This window comes from Streptomyces sp. NPDC001156, assembly GCF_053598275.1.
Genome location: NZ_JBSFJX010000071.1, coordinates 12,566 through 32,254 on the forward strand (window position 1 = coordinate 12,566; position 19,689 = coordinate 32,254).

Below are 19,689 nucleotides of genomic sequence, written 5' to 3' on the forward strand. Positions count from 1 at the left end.
GCCGTGCCCGGCCAGGGGAGGGGGAAGGCACATCAAACCGCCGTACGCGGAGTGGCGTTCGTGGCGGATGTGTTGAGGCCGATCATAGGCCCATTCGGGCCCGTCACTGCTACGCGAGTGTTACCGATTTTCCCCGGCCCTTGATCCACGGGCGGGAGTGGTCCTCCGCAGCTCGTGCGCGGGCGGTGCCGGCTCATTCGTGAGCGGTCGCGCGCCTGCCGCGGGTCGCCCTTGTCCGCAGGTGGACCGATGTGCTCTTGTGTTCCCATTCGGTTCTGGAAAGGGGCGACGGTGGAGTCGACGGACGGCCGTGGACAGCTGCTCGCCATCAGCGACCTTCACATCGCGTACCCCGAGAACCGCGCCCTGGTCGAGCAGATGCGCTCCACCTCGGACGACGACTGGCTGCTGGTCGCGGGCGACGTGGCCGAGACCGTCGCCGACATCCGGTGGGCCCTGGAACTGCTGGCGGGCCGCTTCCGCCGGGTGATCTGGGCGCCCGGCAACCACGAACTGTGGACGCACCAGAAGGACCCCGTCACCCTGCGCGGCGTCGAGCGGTACGAGCACTTGATCGCCGTGTGCCGGGAACTGGGCGTGACGACACCCGAGGACCCCTACCCGGTCTGGGAGGGACCCGGCGGGCCCGTGGCCGTCGCACCACTCTTCCTGCTCTACGACTACTCGTTCCTGCCCCAGGGCTGCACGACCAAGGAGCAGGGGCTCGAGTACGCGCACGGCACCGGGATCGTGTGTACCGACGAGTACCTGCTGCACCCCGCTCCCCACCCGAGCCGTGAGGCGTGGTGCCGCGCGCGGGTCGCCTGGACCGAGCGCAGACTGGAGGAGATCCCCGGCGACCTTCCGACGGTGCTGGTGAACCACTACCCGCTGGACCGCCACCCCACGGACGTGCTGCGTTATCCCGAGTTCGCCATGTGGTGCGGCACCGAGCTGACCACCGACTGGCACCGCCGCTTTCGGGTGGCGTGCATGGTCTACGGGCATCTGCACATTCCGCGGACCACCTACTACGAGGGGGTCCGCTTCGAAGAGGTGTCGGTCGGCTACCCGCGCGAGTGGGGCCCGCGCCCGGGGCCGCCGGGAAGACTGCGCCGCATTCTGCCGATGGAGGTCCAAGCCGGTGTTCGAGGAACTGCTCCCGGGGTCGGTCGCGGTGGTGGAGGCGGACGGTGACGCCGTCGCCGGCGGCGCGTTCCTCTACCCCGAGGAGGAGGCGGTCGTCGCGCGCGCGGTCGACAAGCGGCGCCGTGAGTTCGCGGCCGTAAGGGTCTGCGCCCGGCAGGCCATGGAGAAGCTCGGCGTACCACCCGGGCCCGTCCTACCCGGCAAGCGCGGCGCACCGCTCTGGCCCGACGGGCTGATCGGCAGCATGACGCACTGCGACGGCTACTGCGCCGCCGCGCTGGCCCGGACGGCGGACCTGGTCTCGCTCGGCATCGACGCCGAACCGCACGACCGGCTGCCGGACGGTGTCCTGGACGTGACAGCCGTGCCCGCGGAGCGTGAGCGGCTGCAGGACCTCGCCCGCAGCCACCCGTCCGTCCACTGGGACCGGCTGCTGTTCAGCGCCAAGGAATCCGTCTACAAGGCGTGGTTCCCCCTGACCGGGAAGTGGCTCGACTTCCTCGAGGCCGACATCACGATCGACCCCGGCCGCGCGTCCGGCGCCTCGGGCGGCTTCCGGGCGCGGCTGCTCGTCCCGGGACCGCTGGTCGAGGGCCGCCGTATCGAGGCCTTCGACGGCCGCTGGACCACCCGGCGGGGGCTGGTCGCCACGGCCGTCGTCGTGCCCCACGCCTGAGTCACCGGGGACCCCGGTCCCCGAGCAGCCGGAAGAACTCCTCCTCCGTGCCGGTGAGTCCGGCCTCCGCGAGGGCCCGGTCCGCCTCGGCCAGGGCGGCGGTCGGGACCATGGGTGGTCGGCGCGGATCGGGCGGTCCGTCGAAGGCGGCTCGTACGGTGTGGAGGAGGCGCAGATAGGCCTGCACGGCGGCGCGTTCACGGTCGGTCAGTACGGCGGTCGGCATCGGTCGGCTCTCCCCGGGTCGGCCGTGCGACACAGGTCGCGCGGCGGTACGTGCACGGCACTCGCCGCCGGTGTGCGGACGGTTCCGCCGCGCGCACCGGATGGCGCATCTCCAGCTTGCCGTCTGCCACTGACAATCCCGCTTTCCTGACGAGGGTTCGCCCGGTCAGCGGAGGCGAGGCCGGGCGTGCGTGGCGCGCCCCGTCCGCCTGCGCGATGAGGTGCCGGGCACTGATCAGGGCCAGGACGCGGGGAGTTGCCGACCGGGGGCATGCCCACGACGCCTACCCGGAACGAGCGTGGCAGCGCGGTACCGGCGCGGTGCGTAACGGGTGGCCGGGTTTCGCCCGGCCGTAGCCGGGGTCCTCACCGCCCTTGGCGGCGCCGCTCGGTTGAGGACTGCGGAGAACTGGCTACTGTGTCGTTCTGCACCTTCCAGGGTCCGTGCCGACGGGCCCGCAGCCGCCGCGGGTGAGCGCCGGGCGGTTTCCGGAGCGACGTCGAGAAGGGGGAGCAACGACGTGAGGACCAGGCGCGAGAAAAGGATGAAGGAGCTCAGCACCGCGCTCCTGACCCGTTTGGCCCAGGCCGTGCCGCGCGACGACGAGGAGATGTTCACGGAGCTGGGCAGAGTCCTCACCGACCTGCGGGGGCGCCCCGTGGTGCTGAAGCGGACCACCTTCCCACCCGGGACCGCGAGCGGCCTGTGGCTGGACCTCGAGGACATGGATGTCATCGCTGTCCGCGACGACACGACCAACAGCGAGCACGAGCACGTGATCCTCGGCCACGAGATCTGGCACATGTTCGAAGGGCACTGCGGTGCCCACAGCCCGGCGGGCCGTGCCGCCGCGCGGGCGCACGCGGCCCACGACGGTGTCGTCGACGACGTCGTCAAGCAGCTCCTCGTCGCCCGGGACGCGAAGCTCGACGGCCTCGGTGCGCCCGGGCTCGGCTACGCGGCCCGTACCCGCTTCGACGAGAAGCACGAAGCGGAAGCCGAGATGTTCGGGCTGCGGCTGGGCACCGATCTGCGGATCTTCCGCAGGACTCACTGGCGTGCCGACGTGGGGCAGGTGGCCGCACGTATCGAGGACTCGCTGGGCAGAGGTCTCTGAGGCGGGGCCGTGGACGGTTGGTTCTACTACCTGACGGCGCTGATCCTCTGGAGCGGCATGGCCATCAGGATTCCCAGACTGCTGCACCGGCGGCGTGATCCCGCGCTGGTCTCGCTGTGCGCGGTCGTCCTCGTGGCCGGGATCTCCTTCACCCTGTCGGCCCCCGCCAGCGTGGCCGCCGTCAACCGTCTGACCGGCATCCCGAACGTTGCCGCACCGCTCGTGTACACGGTGGTGACCGCGTTCAGCGCCGCCTGTCTCGTCGTGATCGTCTACTGGCGAGGCGGGGACCCGGGACACGTCCGCCGTGTCGTCCGTAGCTGGCTGATCGCCTATGCCGCCGTGATCGTGACGTTGTGGGTGCTCTTCGCGCTGGGTGACGCGCCGGTCGAACGCCGAACCGACCTGGATACCTATTACGCCGGCACCCCGTTCATCGGCGAGATGATCGCTCTGTACCTGGTGGCCCACTTGGTGGCGGCCTTCACCGCCACGACGCTGTGCTGGCGGTGGTCCCGGAAGGTCGCCGGCTGGACGCACAAGGGCCTCGTCGTCCTCGTATGGGGCTGGCTGCTCAACGGCATCTTCGGTGCGGTCAAGATGGCCGCCGTCATGGGCCGTTGGACGGGGCACCACTGGGACGCACTCAGCACCGACCTCGCACCGGGCGCGGCCGCCGTCGCCGCGGCCCTCGTCACCGTCGGATACGCACTGCCGCTCATCGGACCGCGCCTCGACACCCTCGTCACCTACGCCCGGCTCGGCCCGCTGTTCAAGCTCCTGGTCGACCCCGCCGACAGACGGTACTGGGTGCCGCTGTCCTGGAGGTCGAAGGCCGACATCGACCTGCGTCTCACCCAGCGGGAGACCGGTATCCGCGACGGCATCACCCGCCTGGGACCCCGTCTCGACGACCGTGTCCGCGCGCAGGCCCGCGACAGAGCGATCTCCGACGGTGCGAGCACCCCGGAGGCCGAGGCCATCGGTGCCGCTGCCATGGTGGTGATCGCCGCGCGGGCCGGAAGGCCGAGGACCGTCGCCCCTCGCGATCAAATCCTCACCGCGCTCGACGGCAACCTGAGCGACCTCGTCCGCGTCTCCCGAGCCGTCCACACCAGCATCGTCGCCGACGTAGTGCGCGCAGACCGAAGGCCGGAGAACCAGCAGACATGAACTTGTGCGTTCCGGCAGCCCTCTGGCCGAGCTCGCCGTACCGGACCGTCGCGCGGTGAAGGCCAATCTGGGCTTCTACGTCGCCGGGGGGTTGCTGTTACTAGCCTGCCTACTCAAACTGCCCGGACTCGTCCGCGCCCGCGGCCGGGACTGGCTGCTGTCCTCGATCTGCGCCCTGCTCCTGGTCGGAGCGGGTGTCCTGTTCACCTCCGCCCCCCGGACGATCATCCTGGTCAACAGGGCCACGGGCGTGTCGAACTTCTCTGCCCCCCTGGTCTACTGCGCGCTCACCGGGTTCTCCGCGGCCTCCGTCGTGCTCGTCCTCAACTGGCGCGGGGGCCCGGACAAGGAACACACGCGACGGCTGTCGCGGCGGATCATCGCGCTGTACCTGCTCGTCTGGATCCTGATCGTCACGCTGTACGCGCTCGGTGACGCCTCGGTGGAGCGCCGTACCGACTTCGACGTGTACTACGCGGGAACGCCTTTCATCCGCGAGATGATCCTGCTCTACCTCCTCGCCCACGGCTTGGCGTCGTTCGTCTGCAGCCGCCTGTGCTGGCGCTGGTCGCGCGATGTGCACGGCACCATGCGGATCGGACTGCGTGCCCTGGCACTGGGCTACCTGATGCACTACGTCGGCTACGACGCGGCCAAACTCGTGGCCATCGGGGCCCGTTGGACGGGGCACGACTGGGGCTTCCTGGCCACCGGCGTCGCGCCCAGCATGGGCCAGCCCAGTGCGCTGCTCGTCGCCGTCGGCTTCATCCTTCCGCTCGTCGGGCGCAGCAGTGAGGACGCCATCCGGTTCTGGCAACTGGGCCCCCTCGTCAGGACCGTCAGCCGTGTCCACGGCGCACCCAGCTTCCAACTGCTGCCGCTGCCCTGGTGGAATCCCAAGTTCAGACTGCGACTGACCCAGCGTCAGACCTTCATCTCGGACCGCATCGTCGTGTGCCGCGGCCACTTCGACCCCCGGATATGGAGCGAGGCGCACGCGGCCGCCCTCGCCCAGGGCGCCGGCCACGAGCACGCGGGCGTCATCGCGGAAGCCGCGATGATCGCCGCGGCGGCCGACGCATACGGCACCGCCGGCGGCGAGCCCCCGGGTGACCGGGCGGACCCCGGCGGGCAGGGTCCTTCACCCACGATCAGCGACCTGGCCCAACTCTCCCGTGCTCTGCGGACCCGGGTCGTCAGGGACATACGCCGCCGTCACCGGCTCGGCTCCGAAGGCGCGGCGACGTGAGGCGCGCCGAGCGGCGCGGGGCGCGAGCAAGCACCCGGAGGGTCAGTCCTTCCGGTCGAGCCGCGCCGCGGCAGCGGCGGCTCTCCGTTCGGCCTCGGTCAGCGGAGGTCCGTCAAGGGGCTGCATCTTGCGGCCGAGATACACCATGGCGAGCATGTCCGGCATGAGCAGCCGGGCCGGTGGCGCCTCCATGCTCATCACGTCCAGAAGCACCCGCAGGGCGCGCGGGTTTCGCGATCCGGCATCGACGGCCCTGTCGACGAAGGCGGCCAGGGTCCTTTCGACCCAGGTGGGGGGCTGTTCGGCGGCGTCCGGGTAGAAGACGTCCTGGCCCACCGCCAGACTCCAGGCGCCTTCGACCGGGCGGGCCGCGGCCTTCTGGATGCGCCGGGCCGTGCCTGGCGCGCCGATGCCCTGGCGGCCCAGAACACGGCGCATGGCGATGACGCTCTGCGCGGACGCGCTCAATCCGTGCCCGTAGACGGGGTTGTAGCCGGCCACTGCATCGCCGAGAACGACGAAGCCATCGGGCCAGCGGGCGGACTTCTCGTAATAGCGCCGTTTGTTGGCGGTGCTGCGGGTGGTGACTACATCCGTCTCGGGTTCGGCGCCCGCGAGCAGATCGCCGATGACGGGGTGGGGCAGCGTCCGGGCGAAGGGAAGGAAGGCGTCGTTGTCGGCCGTGGGTTGTCCGCCGCGCGTCCCGGCGAGCGTCACGAGCCAGCGGCCCCCCTCGATCGGGGTGATGATGCCGCCCCTGCCGGGGGCCTGCCGCGGGTCGGCCTGGACGTTGACGATGGGGAATCCGCCGGCGGCGGTTCCGGGCGCTCGGTAGATCCGGCTGGCGTAGGCGACGCCGGCGTCCACCTTGCGCTCGAGGACCGGCGGAAGCCCCAGTTCCCCCAACCAGACGGGAGCGCGGCTGGACCGCCCGCTCGCGTCGACGACCAGGTCGGCCGTGAGGGAACCGGAGGAGTGCGCCGATCGCGTGCCCACACCGGTCACCCGCTCACCGCTTCCCTCCAGGCCGAGCAGCTCGGTCTGTGCCATCAGGGTGATGCGCGGATCCTCCAGCACCCGTGCGCGCACCACGGCGTCCAACAGGTCACGGCTGCACAGGAGGTTGACATGACGGCTGTGGGCGAACCGGCGGAACCACTGGCCCGAGGGTGCTTTGGACACCAGATCGGTCATGATCCGGGCCTTCCAGGCGCCACGGGCGACAAGCTGGTCGATGACACCGGGCAACAGGTCGTCGAGGGCTTTCACGCCACCGGACCACAGCACATGGGCATGGCGGGCCTGCGGCAGGCCCTTGCGCGGTTGGGGACCTTCGGGAAGCAGATCCCGTTCGATGACGGTGACATCGGCGTGTTCGGCGAGCACCGAGGCGGCGAGCATGCCCGTCATGCCCCCGCCGATGACGACCGCGACGCGGCGGGGGGCGGCTCCTTCAGACATGGTCGGGCACACTTTCTGTTGCGGGGAGGGAACAGCCACGGCATCGCTGCCGGGGACGTCACGGCGTGGGGCTTCGGTTCGGGGTCCTTACAGGAGGAGCTGTGACGTCTCGTCCACGAGCTGCCGGAGGACGGGCAGGTAGGTGTCGTCGCCGCCGAGAGCGTTGAGCATCCGATGCGCCTCGCCGCGGAACTCATTGATGTCCTTCTCGTAGCGGGTCAGGACGGAGGGGGCGAGGAGGACGTCGGTCAGGTCCGATCGTGACTTCACGGACGTACGTGCGGCCGAGCGCAGGTCCAGGATCCGCGTTCGGCCGGCCGGCGACGCCTCCTCGAGGGCACACACCAGCAAATAGGTCACCGTACCGTTCGTCAGGTCCTCGTTCCGGTCGGAGGTGATGTCCTCCTGGTCGTTGAAGAGTTGCCAGAGGACACCGAAGACATAACCGAACTCCCGCCAGAGGTCCGTCCGTTCGTCTCCCGCCCCGGACAGTACGGCGGCCATGGCGGTGATCATGCCGAACGGGGCGCCGGACTTTCCCCGGTACGCCGCGAGGACCGAACTCCGGCTCGTCTGCTCCCTGCCCGCCCGCATGTTGCCGAGTTGCCCCTCGGCCGCCGCTATCCCGCAGTCCAGGATCTCGGCCGTCAGGGCACCGCGGACCGGCTGTGGGACACGCGGGGAGTGGACGGCCCTGAGGGGGAGCACATGCCCAGTGACGACGGCTGCCGGCAGTGCCTCGTCGACGCCTAGTCCGGCGGGCAGGCCGACGCGGTGGCCGTCCGTCAGGTCGTCCAGGTAGCAGTCCGATGTCCACCACAGCACATGTGTGGCCGACAGGGGCAGGGTCGGAGCGGGGGAACCGGTCTCGGCGCCGTGCACCAAGAGGGGAAGCACTGATAGCGGGTACTTCATCGGCTGGTGCCGCAGGAGTCCACGGACCGCATGTCGGACCGAATCCGACGAGCTGCCCAACAGGGCGAGAGTGGCCTCCAACTCCGCCTCGGTGTCTGCGGAGAACTCGCGGTGCAGTTCCAGGTACGTCTTCACGCGCCACCCCCATGTGCCTGCGGTCGGATCGTCTTCCACCCTTCGGGAGAGTGGGCCGTCGCGACGGATTCGACGACCGGGTCGTCCGCACGTCGTCTCATCGAAGCCGTTCCCCGGCCTGCCCCCGCACTGCCGCGACGACCGGTGACCGGCGCAGGGCCATGGACATCCGCACGAGGTCCCGGGAGTTCTCGTGAGCGGTGGCGGGCTCGGTGTTTACCACCGTCGCCCTGATGACTCTGCCCTCAGGGTCGGCGGCCCTGGCCAGCAGAGCCGCAGTCACCATCGCCGCGTCCGCCTCCGCCCGCGCGTGGACGGGGTCCGAGCCCGCCGCCACAGCCGCGTCATAGGTCCGTGTGCGCACTTCCGAGTCGAAGTAGGGATACAGTGTGAGCATTCCGTCGTGAATGTCGGACTCTCGCTGTGTGACCTGTAGCTGGGCCGACGACCACCAGGAAATGCGCACGTCACCGCCGACATGCGCGGACACCGGTCTCAGCTCCCGCCACAGGGGTCCGAGGCGGCGGTAGGTCGCCCAGGTGATCCAGCTGTCGCCGACGCGCCGGCAGGCCAGCGGGAGACAGAAGCCGATAGCGCTGACCTGCGCCCCCACGGAGGCCAGCACGGGAGCGGCATAGGTGCTCAGGTCGTCGAGGTTCCCGCCGTTCCAGCGCGCGATCACGGCCGTGAACTTCACGCCGAGGTAGGCCAGGTTGAACAGATAGCCGGTCACGATGATCAGCAGCCCTGCACGCAGCAAGCCGCGCACCTGGAGGGCCCAACGCCAGCACATGAGGTTCATCGCGAAGGCCGCGATGGTCATCGCTGCGAGGTAGAGCACGATCAGCTCGCGGATGAACGGGGTGTCGGCGTAGTAGGTGTCGAAGTCCCGGAGCCGCTCCACCGGAGCGTCACCCAGTGCGAACAGGACGCCCAGGGCGACGATGACGACCGCATAGCCGGTGATGATGCGGCGGTTGATGCGGCGGGTCACCGCTGGCGGCCCGCCCCGCCAGTTGACGACGACTACGAGGCTTGCGGCGCTGAACGCGCTGAGCAGGCCGTAGACCAGCGGAGCAGATATGTTGGTTACGCCCGTGAAGTCGTTGACCTCGGCGATCGTCGGCGGCGCGGCGAAGAGGAAGACCAGCGCCGTCAGCGCGAGCAGAGCGCATACGGATCGCATCAGCGGGTCGCGCCAGGAGCGGATCAGCGCTGGTGCCTTGAAGGCGAAGGCGAGCGCCATCGCGGCGGCAGGTATGTAGTAGCTCGAACCGTCCATCGTGTCGCTGTCCGGGTCGCTCAGCAGTCCTGCGGCCCGCGATAACCCAGCGAGGCCTCGAGGCGCCCCGCCAGATCGTCCCGTTTGACCGGCCCGCGCAGCGACGAACCGGCCAACCAGGTACGGCACTTGCTGGCCAGCAGCAGCCCGAAGCTCTCGGCGTCCTTCTCGTCGGCGAGGTCGAAGTGCGTACGGGCCGCGACCTTGCGGACGGCCGCCTCCAGATCGGCGGTGTCACTGAGTAGACGCGCCGCCACCGCGGCGCCCTCGACATGGTGGCCGTGGTGCCCGGCGTTCATGTGCCACAGCTCGTGGCCGAGGATCACCAACTGGTGGTCCGGGACGGTGCGTTCCTCGACGACGACGAGGTCCTGGTCGGCCATGTCGAGCCAGAGCCCGCTCGCCGTACCGGGCGGGAAGGCGGCCGTGCGGAACTGGACGGGACGGCCGCGGCGTCTGCTCATCCCGTCGCACAGCGCGGCGTAGAGGTCGGCGGGATCCGCCGGTGCCGGGAGCGACAGCTCCGCGACCAGGTCGCCGCACAGGCGGCGCATTTCCTTTCCGATGCCCACGGTTCTCCCCCGGATCAGGACTCGGGCCGCTTGACGCTCTCCAGGAGCATGTCCAGCCACTCCGCGACCTTGTCGCGGTGCTGGTCGGTGGGCAGCTGGGCCGCCCGCCAGGCGATGCCCCGGACACCGTGGTCCTGCAACAGTCGCTGCAGCGGGTCCTCGGCGGCGTGCGCCGCCTCGCGCTCGCGGTCGGCGACCCGCTGGAGGAGCTCCTGCTCCGAGCGCTGGAGGGCGTTCGCGAGCGCCTCGGGGTCCTCGGCCGTGAGGAACCCGGCATGCACCTTGAAGAAGCGCTGAATGGCGTCGCAATGCTCCATGGTAGGGCGTCGGTCGCCGTTGATGAGGGCACCCGCCTGCTGGCGCGACATACCCGCGCCGTCGGCGATCTCCTGCTGGGTGTGTCTGCGTCCGTTGGGTTTGAGCCGGGTACGGCGCAGCAGGTCGAGCCGCTGCAGGAAGCGCGTCTGAAGATCGGGCTCCCCGGCGGGCACCCCGTTCATCAGGGCCTTGACCACCGGCTCCGGCACGCCCGACTCGACCGACAGGCGCGGGATGTCGAAGATCTCCTCGTGCGGCACGCCCAGCCGGTCGGCGAGGGCGGCGACACGGGCCACGACGGCCGGCAGCAGACCCGTCGCCGTGGCGCCCGGAACCTCGAAGCCATCCGTCACGGACAGGTCTCCTACGTCTCTCTCACAAAGTTCACATGGTCATCCGGAACCATCCGGAGATTAGCCGTTTCCTCGAACTCACATCCAGGTCTCGCCACGATTGTGGCGAGATTCGGCCGTCAACGGCCACGGAATGCCACGATAGTTGACACCGTGCGAGCGGAGCAGCAGGATCAGGGCGCCGCGTGAAGGCCGCAAGGGCAAGAGGGGTGACCTCCCGATGGCGTTTCAGGCAGGAGGGCAGCGGTCGCATCCGCGGCCCGTCCCCGAGAGTCCGGAAGCACGGGCGTATCTGCAGGACTACGCCACGCTGCTGGAAGCCGTGCCCTTCCCGTCCGTCGTCTTCGACCACCGCTGGGACGTCGTTCTCGCCAACTCCGCCTTCGAGATGCTCTTCCGCTCTGTGGCGTCGCATCCGACGGCGATGCCAGGCGACAACTTCCTGCGCTTCGTGCTGTTCCACCCCGATGCGGCGATGATCCTCGGTGAACACGAGTCGAGTTGGTGCCTGCCGATGCTCGCGCACTTCGCCGCGGCGGTGGAGCGGCACGGCCACGACCACGGGCTGCAGGCCATCCGCCGGGAGATCGCCCAGGACCCGATCATGGACGCCGCCTACCGGCACGGACTGCCGCACTGGATCCGGTCGGTCGGACCCGGCGCCGTCGAGCACGACGGGGCGGTGCGTCCGCTGCTGCACCCGGACCCGCGCTGGGGCACCGACTGCCGGGTGGTGGGGGAGACCCCCAAGACACTTCAGGACATGGGTTACTCGCGGCTCACCCTGGTGCTGCGCGAGGCACCCCGCCCGGCCGCCGTGGTCCCGCGCACGGTGCGCCGCGCGCGGGGCGCGACGGGACACCTCAGCGTGGTGCCCTCGCCGCCGGACTGAGTACCCCGCGCGGTTCGTTCCGCGGCGCCTGAGCCCTCCCGGCTCACTCGCCGCGGTCCGGAGCCCCGGCCCCGTCGGCGTTCAGGTCGCCGACGGCGCCGGGGCTCGTCCTCGCCCCGGGCAGGCCGTCTCCGGTTCAGGGCCCCACGACGAGGACGAGCGGAACGCCGTCGCACGGGATCAGCCGCAGACCCTGCCACGCGTCCTGCCCTCCGCGCTCCAGCACGGCGGCGAAGTCCGGCCCCTTGGTGAGCGAACCGGCCAGATGCGCCGGGTCGGCCGACGCCGCCACCCGGCCGCGCGCGTTGACCAGATGGGCAGGCCGCGGCAGAGCGCGCAGCAGCGGCAGCACGGCCGCCTCGAAGTGCCGCAGATACACGTCGGCCGCCGCCACGCCCGCGAACCTTCCCGCCATCAGCACGGGCGCCGACAGCGTGAGGCTGTACTCGTCGGAGCAGAGGTAGTCCACGTAGGGGCCGGCCACCGCTCGCCGCCCGGTGTCCCGGGGCAGCGCGAACCAGTCCCAGTGGGTGTAGTCCGAGTACGCGGAGTGCGCGGGGTCCAGGTCGAGCAGCAGGGGCTGTACGTCGCCGTTCCCGGCGGTCTGCCACCACTCCAGCCACGCCGGTACATCGTTCAGCAGCCCCGGGGCCGCCACGAAACCCACACCGGACACCAACTCCTCGCACATCAGCCGACGGTGGAGTCCCGGACGCAGTCCCGCCAGGTCCACAGTGGCCGGCCGCCGCCCCTGGCCGGCCACTCGCGAGAGCAAGGCGGCGGTGTCGGCGCGGGTCTCCGCGACGGCGTCGAAGACCGCTTCCAGGGCGGAACGGACGCGTGCCGTCACGTCCGCCTCGGGCACTGCGGCCAGACCGGGGCTCCTGCTCATCGGCACCCTTCCGCGCACGTCGACCGGAAGCCGGCGCGTCACAGGGCGAGACGCAGCGCGATCAGCCGGGCCGTCGATTCCTGGACGCACCGCTCGGCCAGCTCCCTGGCCGAATCGTGGGCCCCATCCTGCACGGCGGAGATTACGGAGCGATGACGGTCCGCCACCTCTTCGCAATAGGTGCCGTCCCCGAGCACGAGGCACAGCAGCGCCCCGATCTCGGTCTGCAGGGCCACCTGCTCACGGGTGAGCCGGGCGGACTGCGCGGCGGCGGCCAGCTCCACATGGAACCGGCCGTAGACTCGGCTGCGTGCCGCCGCGTCCTCGGCCGCGGTGAACTCCTCCAGCGTGCGTCGCAGCGGCTGGAGTTCGTCCGGTTCGGTGCGCTGGGCCGCGAGGCGGGCGGCGAACCCGGAGACGGCCGCCCAGTGGTCGCCCAGGTCCCGCAGCTCCTCCGTGCTCCAGCCGGCCAGGCGCTGTCTGATGCGCTCTTCGGCCGGGTCGGCGGGCAGCGAGACGAAGCTGCCCCCGCCGCGCCCCCGCCGGGTGGTGACCAGGCCCTGCTGCCGCAGCGCCATGAGCGCCTCCCGCAGGGTCACGGTGGACACGCCGAGCTGGGCCGCCAGCTCGCTCTCGCCGGGCAGTTGCTCCCCGTCGGCGAGCAGCCCGAGTTCGATGGCGTCGCCGAGCCGCCGGACGACCGTCTCCACGCGCGCCCGGGTGTCCACCGGAGAGAAGACGGCTCTCCGGGCCCCGCCGCTTCTGTTGTGCTTCACGGCCACCACCTTGTGCGTTGACTCAAGCTTTACCTTAAAGGGGTCTTGAGCTTTGAACTATGACTTCATATCTTTTCGACCAACGAAAGAGTGCACCAGAAAGGTTCCCGCCCATGGAGGGAAACGCGATCCGGCTGCAGGGGCTGCGGAAGGAGTTCGGTGACACCACCGCAGTGGCCGGGGTCGACCTGGAGATAGCCGACGGGGAGTTCTTCTCGATGCTCGGCCCGTCGGGTTCCGGCAAGACCACCGTCCTGCGCATGATCGCCGGCTTCGAGAGTCCCACCTCCGGAACCGTCGAACTGGCCGGACAGGAGGTCACCGGCCTCGCGCCCTTCGAGCGGGACGTGCACACGGTCTTCCAGGACTACGCGCTCTTCCCGCACATGACCGTCGAGCAGAACGTCGCCTACGGCCTCAAGGTCCGCAAGGTGCCCAAGGCCGAGCGGAGCGAGCGGGCCCGCGAGGCGCTCGCCGGGGTGCGCCTCGAAGGGTTCGGCAAACGGCGGCCGGGACAGCTCTCCGGCGGCCAGCGGCAGCGGGTCGCGCTCGCCCGCGCCCTTGTCGGCCGCCCCCGCCTGCTGCTGCTCGACGAACCGCTCGGTGCCCTGGACCTCAAGCTGCGCGAGCAGATGCAGGTCGAACTCAAGGCGCTCCAGCGGGAGGTCGGGATCACCTTCGTGTTCGTCACCCACGACCAGGAGGAGGCCCTGACGATGAGCGACCGCATCGCCGTCTTCAACCAGGGCCGAATCGAGCAGGTCGGCACCCCCGCGGAGATCTACGAGCGCCCCGCGACCGCGTTCGTCGCCTCCTTCGTCGGCACCTCGAACCTGCTCGACGGCGAGGCGGCCGAGCGGGTCGTCGGCACGGCGGGCACGTACAACATCAGGCCCGAGAAGATCCGCGTCCTCAAGGAGTCCGCCACCGCGGACGATCCGGAGCACTCCACCGCCATCGGCACCGTCGCCGAAGTGGTCTACCTGGGAGACACCACCCGGTTCCTGGTCGACCTCGACGCGGGTGGCCGCCTCACCGCGCTCCAGCAGAACCTGGAGACCTCCTCCGAGGACGTCGCCGCCTTCCGCGGCGGACGGGTGCGCCTCACGTGGCACCGCCGGCACACCGTCCAGGTCCCCGACGCCCGCTGACCCCTCACGCCAGGCCCACCCTCACGTATGGAGAACGTCGTGCGTCTCACCCGTACCTTCCAGGTCGCCGCAGCCGTGTCGCTGCTGATCGCGGCCACCGCCTGCGGATCGTCCGGCTCGGGCGGCTCGTCCACCGGTCTCAACCCGCCGGACATGAAGGCGCCGTCCAAACTCGGCAAGACCGAGGGACAGGTCAATCTGATCGCCTGGGCCGGCTATGTCGAGGACGGCTCCAACGACCCCAAGGTCGACTGGGTCAGCGACTTCGAGAAGCAGACCGGCTGCCAGGTCCACTCGAAGGTCGCCGCCAGCTCCGACGAGATGGTCAAGCTGATGAAGACCGGCGAGTACGACGCCGTCTCCGCCTCCGGTGACGCCTCTCTGCGCCTGATCGCCTCCGGTGACGCCGCGCCGGTCAACACCCACCTCGTGCCGAACTACAAGGACGTCTTCGGCGACCTGAAGCTGCAGGCCTGGAACTCCGTCAAGGGCAAGGCGTACGGCATCCCGCACGGCCGCGGCGCCAACCTGCTCATGTACAACACCGACAAGGTCAAGCCCGCGCCGACCTCCTGGTCCGCGGTCTTCGACGACGCGGCGAAGTACAAGGGCCATGTCACCGCGTACGACTCCCCGATCTACATCGCCGACGCGGCGCTGTACCTGAAGGCCACCAAGCCAGAGCTGAAGATCAAGGACCCGTACGCGCTCGACCAGAAGCAGTTCGACGCGGCGGTCGACCTGCTGAAGAAGCAGAACGCGAACGTCGGCGAGTACTGGGGCGACTACCTCAAGGAGATCTCCGCCTTCAAGAGCGGTGACTCCGTGGTCGGCACCACCTGGCAGGTGATCGCCAACCTCGCGCAGGGCGAGGGCGCCAAGGTCAAGGCCTTCGTGCCCAAGGAGGGCTCGACCGGCTGGTCCGACACCTGGATGGTCTCCGCCAAGGCCAAGCACCCCAACTGCGCCTACAAGTGGCTGGACTGGATCATCTCGCCGAAGGTGAACGCCCAGGTCGCCGAGTACTTCGGTGAGGCCCCGTCCAACGCCAAGGCGTGCGACGAGACCAGCGACAAGAGCTTCTGCACCACCTTCCACGCCGCCGACACGGCCTACTGGAAGAACGTCGCCTTCTGGAACACGCCGATCGAGCAGTGCCTCGACGGCCGTACGGACGTCAAGTGCGTGCCGTACGCGAAGTGGGTCCAGGCCTGGACCGAGATCAAGGGCTGAGGACACGACGATGACCGCCACCCTGCCTGCCGCCGGACGGACCCCCGTCCGGCGGCTCGCCGGGCTGCTGCACCGCCGCCCGCGGCTGCGGCTGTCCCTGCTGCTGACCGCCCCCCTGCTGTGGCTGGCCGTGCTCTACCTCGGCTCGCTGTGCGTCCTGTTCGTCTCCGCGTTCTGGACGACGGACTCCTTCACCTCCGAGGTGGTGAAGGTCTGGTCGACGGACAACTTCCAGGAGCTGGTGACGACACCGGTCTTCCGCCAGGTGATCCTGCGCAGCATCGGCGTGGCCCTCGCGGTCACCGTCCTGTGCGCGGTGATCGCCTTCCCGCTGGCCTTCTACACCGCGCGGGTGGCGAAGCCCAGGTGGCGCCCCCTGCTGGTGGTCGCGATCCTCACCCCGCTGTGGGCGAGCTACCTGGTCAAGGTGTACGCCTGGCGGCTGATCCTGTCCGAGGGCGGGCTCGCCGACTGGATGCTGCGCCCGTTCGGCCTCAGCGGGCCCGGGTTCGGCCTCCCGGCGGCGGTCGTCGCGCTCACCTATCTGTGGCTGCCGTACATGATCCTGCCGATCCACACCGCGCTCGAGCAGCTTCCGGTCAACCTGATGGACGCCTCCGCCGACCTGGGGGCGCGGCCCGGCCGCACCTTCCGCTCGGTCGTGCTGCCGATGGTGCTGCCGTCCGTCGCGGCCGGCTCGGTCTTCACCTTCTCGCTCAGCCTCGGCGACTACATCACCGTGCAGATCGTCGGCGGCAAGACCCAGCTGATCGGCAACCTCGTCTACTCCAACATCGAGCTCAACCTGCCCATGGCTGCCGCGCTGGGCACGGTTCCGGTGGTGGTCATCGTGCTGTACCTGCTGGCGATGCGCCGCACGGGCGCACTCAGCAGCCTCTAGAAGAGGTCCCTCGTCATGCAACTGTCCCGCTCCGCGCGCATCGCGCTGCGCATCGCCGCCGGGCTCGGCTTCGCGGTGATCTACGTCCCGTTGGCCCTTGTCCTCGTCAACTCCTTCAACCCCGACCGCAGTGCGAGCTGGCCGCCGCCCGGGTGGACCTTCCACTGGTGGTCGGTGGCCTGGGAGAACGCCGGTGCCCGCAGCGCGCTGTGGGTCTCGGTGAAGACGGGCCTCGGTGCCACGGTGATCGCGCTGGTGCTCGGCACGCTGATCGCGTTCGCTGTGGCCCGGCACCGCTTCTTCGGCCGCGACGTCATCTCGTTCGTGGTCGTGCTGCCGATCGCGCTGCCCGGCATCGTCACCGGCATCGCGCTCAACTCGGCGTTCAGCACGGTCCTCGAGCCGCTCGGGGTCGGTCTCGGCCTGTTCACCGTGGTGATCGGGCACGCCACCTTCTGCATCGTCGTGGTGTTCAACAACGTGGTGGCACGCCTGCGCCGCACCTCGGGCACCTATGAGGAGGCGGCGATGGACCTGGGCGCCGACTCGTTCCGGGCGTTCGTCGACGTCACGTTCCCGCTGGTGCGTTCGGCGCTGTTCGCGGGTGCGCTGCTTGCCTTCGCGCTGTCCTTCGACGAGATCGTGGTGACCACGTTCACGGCCGGACCCGGCATCGAGACCCTGCCGATCTGGATCTTCAACAACATGACCCGGCCGCAGCAGGCACCGGTGGTCAACGTGGTGGCGGCGGTACTCGTCCTGCTGTCGGTGATCCCGATCTACGTCGCCCAGCGGCTGTCGGCGGACACGGCGACGGAGAGCCGGATCTAACGCCCGGCCTTGGGCTTGGGGCCGAACCACGGGGGCGGCCCCGCGACCTTGGAGCGGTTCGCGGCACAATCTCGGTCATGCGGCTCACCCCACGCGAACTCAACCGGGCCACACTCGCCCGTCAACTGCTGCTGCGGCGGGAGTCCCTGACTGCCGCCGACGCGGTCCGTCGTGTCGTGGCGTTGCAGGCGCAGCACCCGGCCTCGCCGTACCTCGCGTTGTGGAACCGGCTCAGCGGTTTCGACCCGGCCGACCTGGACGCCACCTTCACCGGCGGTGAGGTCGTCAAGGCGACCCTGATGCGGATCACGCCGCACGCGGTCCACGTGGACGACTATCCGGTCTTCCGTGCGGCGATGCAGCCCACGCTGTACGCGTCCCGGCTCGGCTACCGTTTCGCGGCGGCGGGGCTCACCCCCGCGGACGCGGGCGAACTGGTACCGGAACTGGTGGAGTTCACTGATCGGCCGCGAACGGCCACCGAGCTGGAGGCCTGGCTCGAGCGGCGGCTGGGCGCCGAGAAGCGGGCCGGAGCCTGGTGGGGACTGCGGTCGTACGCGCCGCTGTGGCACGTCGCGGACGGCGGGCCGTGCGCCTTCGGCGCCCGGCCGTCGTACGTCGCGTCGCGGGCGGCCTTCACGCCCACGGGGCGGCAGACGGATCCGAAGGCCGTGCAGGCCCTCGTCCTGCGGTACCTGGCCGGGTTCGGGCCCGCGTCGGTGGCGGACGTGGCGCAGTTCGCGATGGTGCAGCGGGCCCACGTCCGCGAGGCGCTGCACGCCCTGGACGGCGCTGTGGAGCGGATCCAGGGACCCGGCGGTACGCCCCTGTTCGACATACCCGGCGCTCCGCGCCCGTCCGCGGACACACCCGCCCCACCGCGACTGATGGCCATGTGGGACAGCGTCCTGCTGGCCTACGCCGACCGGGGCCGGGTGATTCCCGAGGACTACCGCCCGCTGGTGACCCGGAGGAACGGCGACGTGCTGCCGACGCTGCTGGTGGACGGCCATGTCGCCGGCGTGTGGCGCCCGGTCGAGGGCGGTATCGAGGCGACGGCCTTCCGTGAACTGTCGCCCGAGGCCTGGGACGGACTCGCCGCGGAGGCCCGGGCCCTGACGACGCTGCTGGCGGATCGCGAACCCCTCGTCTACAGCCGGTACGGCCACTGGTGGGACAAACTCCCCGACGCCCGGGTGCGGATACTCCCGGGCCGCGCCGTCTCCTGAGAAGCCCACGGGGCCATCGGCTCCAGCTCGTGCGATCGCGCAAGCATTTTGCATTTCTTGCGCTATTCTTGCGCGCATGACGCGACGACTTGCTGAAGTGGCGAAGAAGGTCGGGGTCAGCGAGGCCACGGTCAGCCGGGTGCTCAACGCCAAGCCCGGAGTCTCCGAAGCCACCCGGCAGGCGGTGCTCTCCGCGCTCGACGTCCTCGGCTACGAGCGGCCCACACAGCTGCGCGGGGAGCGCGCCCGGCTCGTCGGGCTCGTCCTTCCCGAGCTGCAGAACCCCATCTTCCCGGCGTTCGCCGAGGTCATCGGCGGTGCCCTGGCCCAGCTGGGCCTGACCCCCGTGTTGTGCACGCAGACCAAGGGCGGCGTGTCCGAGGCCGACTACGTCGCGCTGCTGCTGCAACAGCAGGTCTCCGGCGTCGTCTTCGCCGGCGGCCTGTACGCGCAGGCCGACGCCCCGCACGACCACTACCGGGTGCTCGCCGAGCGGAACATCCCGGTGGTCCTGGTCAACGCGGCCATCGAGCACCTCGGGTTCCCGGGCGTCTCCTGCGACGACGCCGTCGCCGTCGAACAGGCCTGGCGGCACCTCGCCTCGCTGGGGCACGAGCGCATCGGGCTGGTGCTCGGACCGGGCGACCACGTGCCCTCGGCCCGCAAGCTCGCGGCGGCCCGGGCGATCGCCGGCCACTTGCCCGACGAGCACGTCGCGCGGGCCATGTTCTCGATCGAGGGCGGTCACGCGGCGGCGTCCAAGCTCATCGACCGAGGGGTCACCGGGTTCATCTGCGCCAGCGACCCGCTAGCGCTGGGGGTGGTACGGGCCGCCCGCCGCAGGGGACTTGACGTTCCGTCGCAGATATCCGTCGTGGGCTACGACGACTCGGCCCTCATGAACTGCACGGAACCACCTCTCACCACCGTCCGCCAGCCCATCGAGTCGATGGGGAAAGCCGCGGTCGAGTTGCTGAACGCGCAGATCGGAGGCAGTTCCGTACCGGCCGACGAGCTGCTGTTCGAGCCCGAACTGGTGGTCAGGGGGTCGACCGCGCAAGCGCCTCGTCTCTGAGATCCGGTGTGCTGTCAAATAATTTCAGATTCTGTGCGACATCTTGCGGCTTGCTTCTGTCGGTGCTTGAGTGTGCGGGGCCG

General features: G+C 70.2%; 20 protein-coding genes. 12 read left to right on the top strand and 8 right to left on the bottom strand.

The window, feature by feature from the left end:
* Positions 1 to 291 precede the first annotated feature (291 nt).
* Positions 292 to 1,197: a metallophosphoesterase family protein gene (locus tag ACWDA7_RS28100; protein WP_450607423.1), complete on the top strand. Its 906-nt coding sequence runs from the start codon at positions 292 to 294 to the stop codon at positions 1,195 to 1,197.
* On the top strand, positions 1,145 to 1,825 hold the full coding sequence (locus ACWDA7_RS28105) for a 4'-phosphopantetheinyl transferase family protein (RefSeq protein ID WP_450607424.1): 681 nt from the start codon (positions 1,145 to 1,147) through the stop codon (positions 1,823 to 1,825). Before ACWDA7_RS28100 ends, ACWDA7_RS28105 begins: the two co-directional genes overlap by 53 nt.
* Position 1,826: 1 nt before the next feature.
* Here ACWDA7_RS28105 and ACWDA7_RS28110 read toward each other — a convergent pair whose 3' ends face one another.
* Positions 1,827 to 2,051: a hypothetical protein gene (locus ACWDA7_RS28110; protein ID WP_450607425.1), complete on the bottom strand. Its 225-nt coding sequence runs from the start codon at positions 2,049 to 2,051 to the stop codon at positions 1,827 to 1,829.
* Positions 2,052 to 2,595: 544 nt separating this feature from the next.
* On the opposite strand from ACWDA7_RS28110, the gene ACWDA7_RS28115 reads away from it, so the two are divergent.
* The 3 genes from ACWDA7_RS28115 to ACWDA7_RS28125 are packed head-to-tail and all read left to right on the top strand — an operon-like array spanning position 2,596 to position 5,590.
* Positions 2,596 to 3,168 carry a toxin-antitoxin system, toxin component gene (locus ACWDA7_RS28115; RefSeq protein WP_450607426.1) on the top strand — a complete coding sequence of 191 codons (573 nt, stop codon included), beginning with the start codon at positions 2,596 to 2,598 and terminating at the stop codon, positions 3,166 to 3,168.
* 9 nt (positions 3,169 to 3,177) lie between these two features.
* Positions 3,178 to 4,341 (top strand): MAB_1171c family putative transporter, encoded by a 1,164-nt coding sequence (locus tag ACWDA7_RS28120; RefSeq protein ID WP_450607427.1) that lies wholly within the window; start codon positions 3,178 to 3,180, stop codon positions 4,339 to 4,341.
* 4 nt (positions 4,342 to 4,345) lie between these two features.
* A complete protein-coding gene (locus ACWDA7_RS28125; protein ID WP_450607429.1) occupies positions 4,346 to 5,590 on the top strand; it encodes a DUF6545 domain-containing protein in 1,245 nt (414 codons plus the stop codon).
* Between the two features lie 42 nt (positions 5,591 to 5,632).
* Here the strand turns inward: ACWDA7_RS28125 and ACWDA7_RS28130 are convergent, their stop codons facing one another.
* The 5 genes from ACWDA7_RS28130 to ACWDA7_RS28150 form a co-directional block, all read right to left on the bottom strand.
* A complete protein-coding gene (locus tag ACWDA7_RS28130) occupies positions 5,633 to 7,051 on the bottom strand; it encodes an FAD-dependent oxidoreductase (protein WP_450607431.1) in 1,419 nt (472 codons plus the stop codon).
* Between the two features lie 87 nt (positions 7,052 to 7,138).
* Positions 7,139 to 8,101, bottom strand: coding sequence for a polyprenyl synthetase family protein (locus ACWDA7_RS28135; RefSeq protein ID WP_450607433.1), 963 nt, complete (start codon positions 8,099 to 8,101; stop codon positions 7,139 to 7,141).
* A gap of 97 nt (positions 8,102 to 8,198) precedes the next feature.
* Positions 8,199 to 9,383: an MAB_1171c family putative transporter gene (locus ACWDA7_RS28140; RefSeq protein ID WP_450607435.1), complete on the bottom strand. Its 1,185-nt coding sequence runs from the start codon at positions 9,381 to 9,383 to the stop codon at positions 8,199 to 8,201.
* Positions 9,384 to 9,403: 20 nt separating this feature from the next.
* On the bottom strand, positions 9,404 to 9,937 hold the full coding sequence (locus tag ACWDA7_RS28145; RefSeq protein ID WP_450607467.1) for a toxin-antitoxin system, toxin component: 534 nt from the start codon (positions 9,935 to 9,937) through the stop codon (positions 9,404 to 9,406).
* Between the two features lie 32 nt (positions 9,938 to 9,969).
* Complete coding sequence (locus ACWDA7_RS28150; RefSeq protein ID WP_450607437.1) at positions 9,970 to 10,626, bottom strand: helix-turn-helix domain-containing protein; 657 nt, start codon at positions 10,624 to 10,626, stop codon at positions 9,970 to 9,972.
* A gap of 220 nt (positions 10,627 to 10,846) precedes the next feature.
* Here ACWDA7_RS28150 and ACWDA7_RS28155 point away from each other — a divergent pair, with 220 nt between their 5' ends.
* A complete protein-coding gene (locus ACWDA7_RS28155; protein WP_450607439.1) occupies positions 10,847 to 11,518 on the top strand; it encodes an MmyB family transcriptional regulator in 672 nt (223 codons plus the stop codon).
* Positions 11,519 to 11,654: 136 nt separating this feature from the next.
* Here ACWDA7_RS28155 and ACWDA7_RS28160 read toward each other — a convergent pair whose 3' ends face one another.
* Positions 11,655 to 12,410 carry a cache domain-containing protein gene (locus ACWDA7_RS28160; RefSeq protein WP_450607441.1) on the bottom strand — a complete coding sequence of 252 codons (756 nt, stop codon included), beginning with the start codon at positions 12,408 to 12,410 and terminating at the stop codon, positions 11,655 to 11,657.
* A 38-nt stretch (positions 12,411 to 12,448) separates the two neighbouring features.
* Positions 12,449 to 13,186 carry a FadR/GntR family transcriptional regulator gene (locus ACWDA7_RS28165; protein WP_450607443.1) on the bottom strand — a complete coding sequence of 246 codons (738 nt, stop codon included), beginning with the start codon at positions 13,184 to 13,186 and terminating at the stop codon, positions 12,449 to 12,451.
* Positions 13,187 to 13,299: 113 nt separating this feature from the next.
* Here ACWDA7_RS28165 and ACWDA7_RS28170 point away from each other — a divergent pair, with 113 nt between their 5' ends.
* The 6 genes from ACWDA7_RS28170 (at position 13,300) to ACWDA7_RS28195 (ending at position 19,606) form a co-directional block, all read left to right on the top strand.
* Positions 13,300 to 14,337: an ABC transporter ATP-binding protein gene (locus ACWDA7_RS28170; RefSeq protein ID WP_450607444.1), complete on the top strand. Its 1,038-nt coding sequence runs from the start codon at positions 13,300 to 13,302 to the stop codon at positions 14,335 to 14,337.
* Positions 14,338 to 14,364: 27 nt separating this feature from the next.
* Positions 14,365 to 15,570, top strand: coding sequence for an ABC transporter substrate-binding protein (locus tag ACWDA7_RS28175; protein ID WP_450607446.1), 1,206 nt, complete (start codon positions 14,365 to 14,367; stop codon positions 15,568 to 15,570).
* 10 nt (positions 15,571 to 15,580) lie between these two features.
* Complete coding sequence (locus ACWDA7_RS28180; RefSeq protein WP_450607448.1) at positions 15,581 to 16,471, top strand: ABC transporter permease; 891 nt, start codon at positions 15,581 to 15,583, stop codon at positions 16,469 to 16,471.
* Positions 16,472 to 16,486: 15 nt separating this feature from the next.
* The gene (locus ACWDA7_RS28185) at positions 16,487 to 17,302 is read left to right on the top strand and encodes an ABC transporter permease (RefSeq protein WP_450607450.1); all 816 of its coding nucleotides are present in this window, start codon (positions 16,487 to 16,489) and stop codon (positions 17,300 to 17,302) included.
* Between the two features lie 77 nt (positions 17,303 to 17,379).
* Positions 17,380 to 18,531: a winged helix DNA-binding domain-containing protein gene (locus ACWDA7_RS28190; protein ID WP_450607452.1), complete on the top strand. Its 1,152-nt coding sequence runs from the start codon at positions 17,380 to 17,382 to the stop codon at positions 18,529 to 18,531.
* Between the two features lie 76 nt (positions 18,532 to 18,607).
* On the top strand, positions 18,608 to 19,606 hold the full coding sequence (locus ACWDA7_RS28195) for a LacI family DNA-binding transcriptional regulator (protein WP_450607454.1): 999 nt from the start codon (positions 18,608 to 18,610) through the stop codon (positions 19,604 to 19,606).
* Positions 19,607 to 19,689 lie beyond the last annotated feature (83 nt).